The following is a 5,579-nucleotide window of genomic DNA, read 5'->3' as shown; positions in this document are numbered from 1 at the left end:
AAAGGGAGTGGGGTAGGATTAACAAGATGCCAATGATCTCCATTATAAAACAATGTATAAATGCACCCTTGTTGGATCTCCCCTCCTGATAAAAGCGATAAACCCGTTTCTGTTGCTTTATAAACCGGCTTGCCATCTAAAGCATTTAAGACAATCGTGGTCGCTCCAACATTCTTACCCGTCGCCATAAAGCGCAAAACGATGCCATTCTTATACTCTAAAAACTGTGAAGTGCTTGCAAGTCTTATCACACTCGTTTGTTGGACATGATCACTTGTAACAATGCCTTCAAGCTCTCCACCCGTGTCTGATAAGTATTCCTTTACGCGCTGCATCATCACACGAGCGCTTGTGTTCACACTGCTAGGATGCTGTCCTTCGGACCAATCAATCAAATTATCCACGCGCGTATTATCCGACGCTCTAAGCGACCAATCATAAATCGTTGACATTTCTCGTGAATCCTAGCTTCTGTAAAATGGTCCGTAAAATGCCCGCATGAATTGCGTCATCAAAGGATTATCATCATCACTCTCTTCTTCTTCCGAAGCCTCTTCTTGTGATGCTAATAATGCCCTTAAAACCTCTAACAAGTTGTCTCTATTTCTAATGCCACCATGCGCTGTAGGACTTGCTCTATGAGGCTGCCCACCATACATCTGTAATACACGGTTGACAAAATCACTTGCACGCATAGCGTTGTTTCCACCATTCAAGCCAACCGCATTGCTCCCAACAATTTGCGCCGCATTGGCATGGGGATTTTGAAGAAGCCGCGCGGCTCCTCCTGCTCCTTGTTGATGGGCTAAATACAACTCCGCTTCACTAGGCGCTCTTCCCAAAAGGCGGCTTAAATGATTGCGATTATCAAGCGTCAACCGCCCCATGGCATCTGCCGCTTGCATGGGGTCAAAACGGTCTTGCAAACCATATTGCTTGGCGGTGCTGTCTATAAATTGATACAACCCACCCGCAGAAGAACGGGGATTCCTTGCATTCGGATTGCCTCCACTTTCCACTTGCGCAACACGGTATAAATAGCTTTCTGGTAAGCCATATCGCGCTGCTGCTTGACGGATCGCTTGATCGACTGAAGGACTAGAACGGGTCATTAACCCTTACTCCTTAAAAATCTTCCCGCTTCTCCTAACGCTGCCGAAGAAATGAAATGCCAAAAATGGTCACTACCAATTCCTGCTTTATGTAATTGTATAAATCTTTGTAACATTTGAGCAACTTCCTTCTGGTTCATACCTTTAACGCCAAAAGTTGCTAATTTCGCTATATCACGTTCAAGTATTTGCCTTTCTTTTTGTGGCAATTTTCTAATCGTATCAGATAAAATATTTTGTATAATTTTTGCCCCTGCATGTGCTGCACTAGTTTTTCCATACGGTATATTAACACCTGTTAAATAATTATGTTCAGGCGTTCCTTGAAACGGTTTCAGTGCTCTTTTCGCCGCATCTTCATAGAACCTTTCACCCTCTACAGCTTTTCTAAACGCATGAATGTTTTTAGAGCTTAAAGATCTGCTTAGATTATCTGACATGCTACCCGTTTGTAAAATATTTGAAAGGCTATTAATAGGACGCGAACCTTTTAATAGATCATCAATATAGTCTCTCATCCCTACATGATAAGTATTGAGACCACTAGGCATTGCTCCTTTACGAAGACCTTCTGCAATCCCCTCTCCAGATACATCTCTTTCTGCAATTTTTTTGCCTTGGCTTATAGCTTCTGCAAAGCCTTTGTATTTTGCTGCGCTACCCCGAGCTGCTTTATAAGTAGGGGAAATTTTATCCGTTATTTTTACCAAATTGTTCTTCAAAATTTGATATGTAGAAGCCCCTTCTTCATCACCAAGCTTTCGATTCATTCTGATTAAAACATCAAGGGATTTCTTGCTTCGATCTAGTAACTCCATTGTAGGTTTATAATTGATATGGCTAAACTCTTTTGCATAGAATCGTTGAGGTATTGCTGTGCGGGGGTCTCTTTCTAACTTTTTGACAGCGTGCTTAAGAGCGTCTTGAAATCCTTCTTGTTTAAAAAGCCTATTAAGAGCTGGATAATATCTTTTTTCTATTGGAGTACGATAGGCTTGTGCATAGAGAGAACCATGTGCTTCTTCCCCTTGCTCTTTAAGCAACCTTTTTAAAACTTTCGTATCTTGGAGAGGGGTAATGTTTTCATCTGCCGATTGACCAAGGCGCTGAACTGCTCCCTGCATCCGTCCTTCATGGGCTCTTTTCAAAAGTTCAGAAACACGCGTATTTGTTGTCCCCATATTCGCAAGCAATACTTCTAAATTCGGACTAATATCTGTCAAAAATGCATGGCGTGGTGCATTTGCAAGATGTTCAGCAACATTCTCAACACCATCATCATATAATGTTTTTGCAACTTCTCTGACTACTTTAGTTTGAACTTCCTTATGAGCAGGATTAAAACGCCCTCCTTTCATAAAGGGAATATAGGGAACATGTTGCAATCCCCTTGCCATTTTTTTTGTACCCCAAGAAGCAACTGTACCGGCAAGAGAACCAATAGGACCAGCTACTGTTCCAATACCACCACCAAACCCTGCCGATATAAGACGACCAGAAAGACCCTCTCCTGCTCCAGAGCCATGTAAAGCTCCTGAACCTGCCCCGAACATCATCGCCTTACCAATATTTCCAAGTGTTGACATATGCTTTGCAAGAGCCAAAGCCCTTAATGGAGGCACAAAAAGTGAGAGTCCTGTCGGTACAAGTGAACCAGCAGCATAAGCAATAGAAGACCAAATAGGATATTTCTCTTGCAAGGCTTTTTGGTAAGCGCGCTCCTTAGCTACCCGTCTATTATATATCTCCTCTGCTTTCTTATCACCACGCCAATAATCTATAAAACCCGCTTCATTGGCTGCTTTCATCTCGTCAAAATAATCTGCCGTCGCACCAGACGCGCTATTCCTCATAACAGCATCCAACACCGTAAGATCTTTATCATCAAATGAGAAATCATCTGTTGTAGTTGATTGATTAGATAGCTTCGCAATCTCAGCGGGATCTTCAACTACGCGGAAACGTGTTCCGTTCTTAGCGTATACATATCGAGGAGAAGATGAAGAAGAACTGTTAGCATTTGATCTTATAATCTTTTCAATCTCAGCAGAATCTTCAACTACACGAAAACGTGTCCCATTCTTAGCATATACATATTGAGAATTAATCGCACCAGAAGTCTTATAAGGGGCCATTAATATTTACTCCTTAACCAGAAATTCACCACTGGAACTATCCACAAAATAAAGTACGTTATCCTTAATAGATGCCTCTTCTAAACTCATCTTTGGTATATTTTCACTACCTCCTTGTGACACCAACCCATTAGTAAAAGATTGAGAAGGGTCTTTTTTACGCTCTTTTACTTCCAATCCATGTGATAACCTATAAATTTCTTCATTATTAAATTCTTGAAAATGTGCAAGCATCTTCTTAATATTTAAAAGTCTTGTATGTAATACTTCAGGCTTGTCACTAATATCTAAAGTACCATAAGATGATACTAACCACTGGCTTTCTTTCTCAGATAATGGACCAACACCTACGGTTCCATTCTTACTTTGTTTTTTGATTGATGCAATCACTCGCTTAAAGACACCGCCTTGAATCTGAGTAAATAGATATTTTAATGTTTTGGCATCAGATCCTGGGAAAATTTGAGTAACCGTACCACCTTTACCAGCAACCCAATCTGGATCACTCTCTATAAGTTTAATGGCATGATTAACCGCACCCATAGTATTATCAATTTCTAATGCAACTTCTTTCACATACTCTCTCTTATTTGTTTCCCACTCTTCTATGTCTCGTTTTTTCTGATTATACTCCAATTCCTGTAGAGATCCTTTAATCGGTCTCGCTTCACGTTCACCTGTCTCCGGATTGATATACCATTGATGCCCCAGAGGTAACTTAGGAGTATCACCACCTGTTAGCATCGCACTAAGCATTTGCGGATTACGTGCCATAATAGCAGCTTCTTCTTCACTGTACCCTTTAGATTTTAGGTATTCGACGGTCTGATTAACCTGTCCTCTTTTTTCTCTTTCCATATCACCACGACGAAGATTCATAGCTGCATTCGCTAAACTTTGTGCTATCGTCCCATCTGATAATGCATAACCAATCCCATAATCTGATAATCTTTGTAAAAACTCAGGACTACGCAAGTAATCCCAAAAACTCTGTTGAGAACCAGTATCTTGGTGAGGAACAGTACTCTGTTGTGGCTGTACAGACTTCTGTGGTTCTACAGATGAAATAGGCTCTGGTAATTGAGACGGCTTTGGTTTCAATGATGCCAAATCTGAAGTTTCAATTGCATTAGGCAAAGGTTCCATACCTAAAGGATTTGGTTGTGAACCAAAGGTCGCTACTGGTAAAGAAGGGACTAAAGACGGTACATACGGTTTTCTGCCTGCCGATCTTAAAGACGAACTTACATCTGGTAAAGGTGAAGTATTTTTAGCTAAACCTAAAGGATTTGATTGTGAACCAAAAGTTGCTATAGGGGAAGAAGGGGTTAAATAAGGTAAATTATTTGCCTGTTGTTTGGCGTCTTCTAGATCGTTGAAACGTATACGTGGTACATATTGGCTCATTACATGCATAGACTTAAGAAGTCTTGATAACATGTTATCGTTACTATTTTGCATAACTACCTCACTTTTTTCCTGCAAAATTAGCAATACTAGCTAAAATCCCTATAGCGTTCTTCCAAGGGTCGTTACCATGCATCTTAGATTCTGACACATTATTCGTTGTCGTGCCGTAATTCCTTGCAAAGCCATGACCGGCGTTCATAAGCATATTCAACCTATTCCAGCCGCTATTGTCTTGTTCCAGCCAACGTTCTCTATTGGCATCAACAAGGCGTTGATTGTGGGCATCAAGCACACCTCCCCCTTGTATGGCATTGGAATAGGCATTCCCATAACCCTGTAAGAAGTTATTTGAGGCGCCCAATTGATTTTGATTGGCTTGGTCTATCATGGCATTGGCTTGCATCATGCGATCCGCATCACGATTATACTGGTCTGCTGTAGCACTTGTGGACAAAGCACCAAGTTCATTTGCTAATACACCTGCATGTGCACCGGACCCATAACGACCCGCACCTGCAAAAGAGCTGTTAATCGTATCTCTTACACGGTCTAAGCTATTTTGAAGGGCGGCATTAAAAGACGGATTCTGTCCAACCATATCACCAGAAGCCACTCTTCCAAGATTGCTTGCTGTCAACGTTGGATTGTAAATCGTATTCATCAAAGAGCGATTTTGATAATGCTGTGGAATACTTCCAAGACCACCAATTCCATAGCGCGTTTGATCACTTAACGGCGCTACACGAGGACCGCCATAAACATTCCCACCCGCCCCTGTATCATACAGATTATACGCATCCGCACCACCTCGCTTAAAGACATTCTGCATCCAAGCAGGAGGGGCACTTGTCTGCACCTGCTTCTGTTCTGTCGTTGCTGGTCTACTGCTCCCCATGTCACAATTCCTTCCTATAATAAAGCA

Annotated in this window: 4 protein-coding genes and 1 pseudogene; all 5 read right to left on the bottom strand. The window is 41.6% G+C overall.

Annotated features, from left to right (window positions below):
• Nucleotides 1-452 (bottom strand): annotated as a pseudogene (locus ACFIN0_RS09295) (phage tail protein); the annotation flags it as partial.
• Nucleotides 453-464: 12 nt separating this feature from the next.
• Nucleotides 465-1,112 carry a transglycosylase SLT domain-containing protein gene (locus ACFIN0_RS09290; protein WP_375610951.1) on the bottom strand — a complete coding sequence of 216 codons (648 nt, stop codon included), beginning with the start codon at nucleotides 1,110-1,112 and terminating at the stop codon, nucleotides 465-467.
• On the bottom strand, nucleotides 1,112-3,247 hold the full coding sequence (locus ACFIN0_RS09285; RefSeq protein ID WP_375612625.1) for a glycine zipper family protein: 2,136 nt from the start codon (nucleotides 3,245-3,247) through the stop codon (nucleotides 1,112-1,114). The genes ACFIN0_RS09290 and ACFIN0_RS09285 overlap by 1 nt, the downstream gene beginning before the upstream one ends.
• A gap of 6 nt (nucleotides 3,248-3,253) precedes the next feature.
• Nucleotides 3,254-4,708 (bottom strand): hypothetical protein, encoded by a 1,455-nt coding sequence (locus tag ACFIN0_RS09280; protein ID WP_375682119.1) that lies wholly within the window; start codon nucleotides 4,706-4,708, stop codon nucleotides 3,254-3,256.
• A 7-nt stretch (nucleotides 4,709-4,715) separates the two neighbouring features.
• The gene (locus tag ACFIN0_RS09275; RefSeq protein ID WP_375632654.1) at nucleotides 4,716-5,552 is read right to left on the bottom strand and encodes a hypothetical protein; all 837 of its coding nucleotides are present in this window, start codon (nucleotides 5,550-5,552) and stop codon (nucleotides 4,716-4,718) included.
• Between the last annotated feature and the right edge of the window lie 27 nt (nucleotides 5,553-5,579).

This window comes from Bartonella sp. AA89HNZF (assembly GCF_042196905.1).
Taxonomy (GTDB): Bacteria; Pseudomonadota; Alphaproteobacteria; order Rhizobiales; family Rhizobiaceae; genus Bartonella.
Note: the sequence above shows the minus strand (reverse complement) of the source record. Positions and strands in the feature narration are given on the sequence as shown.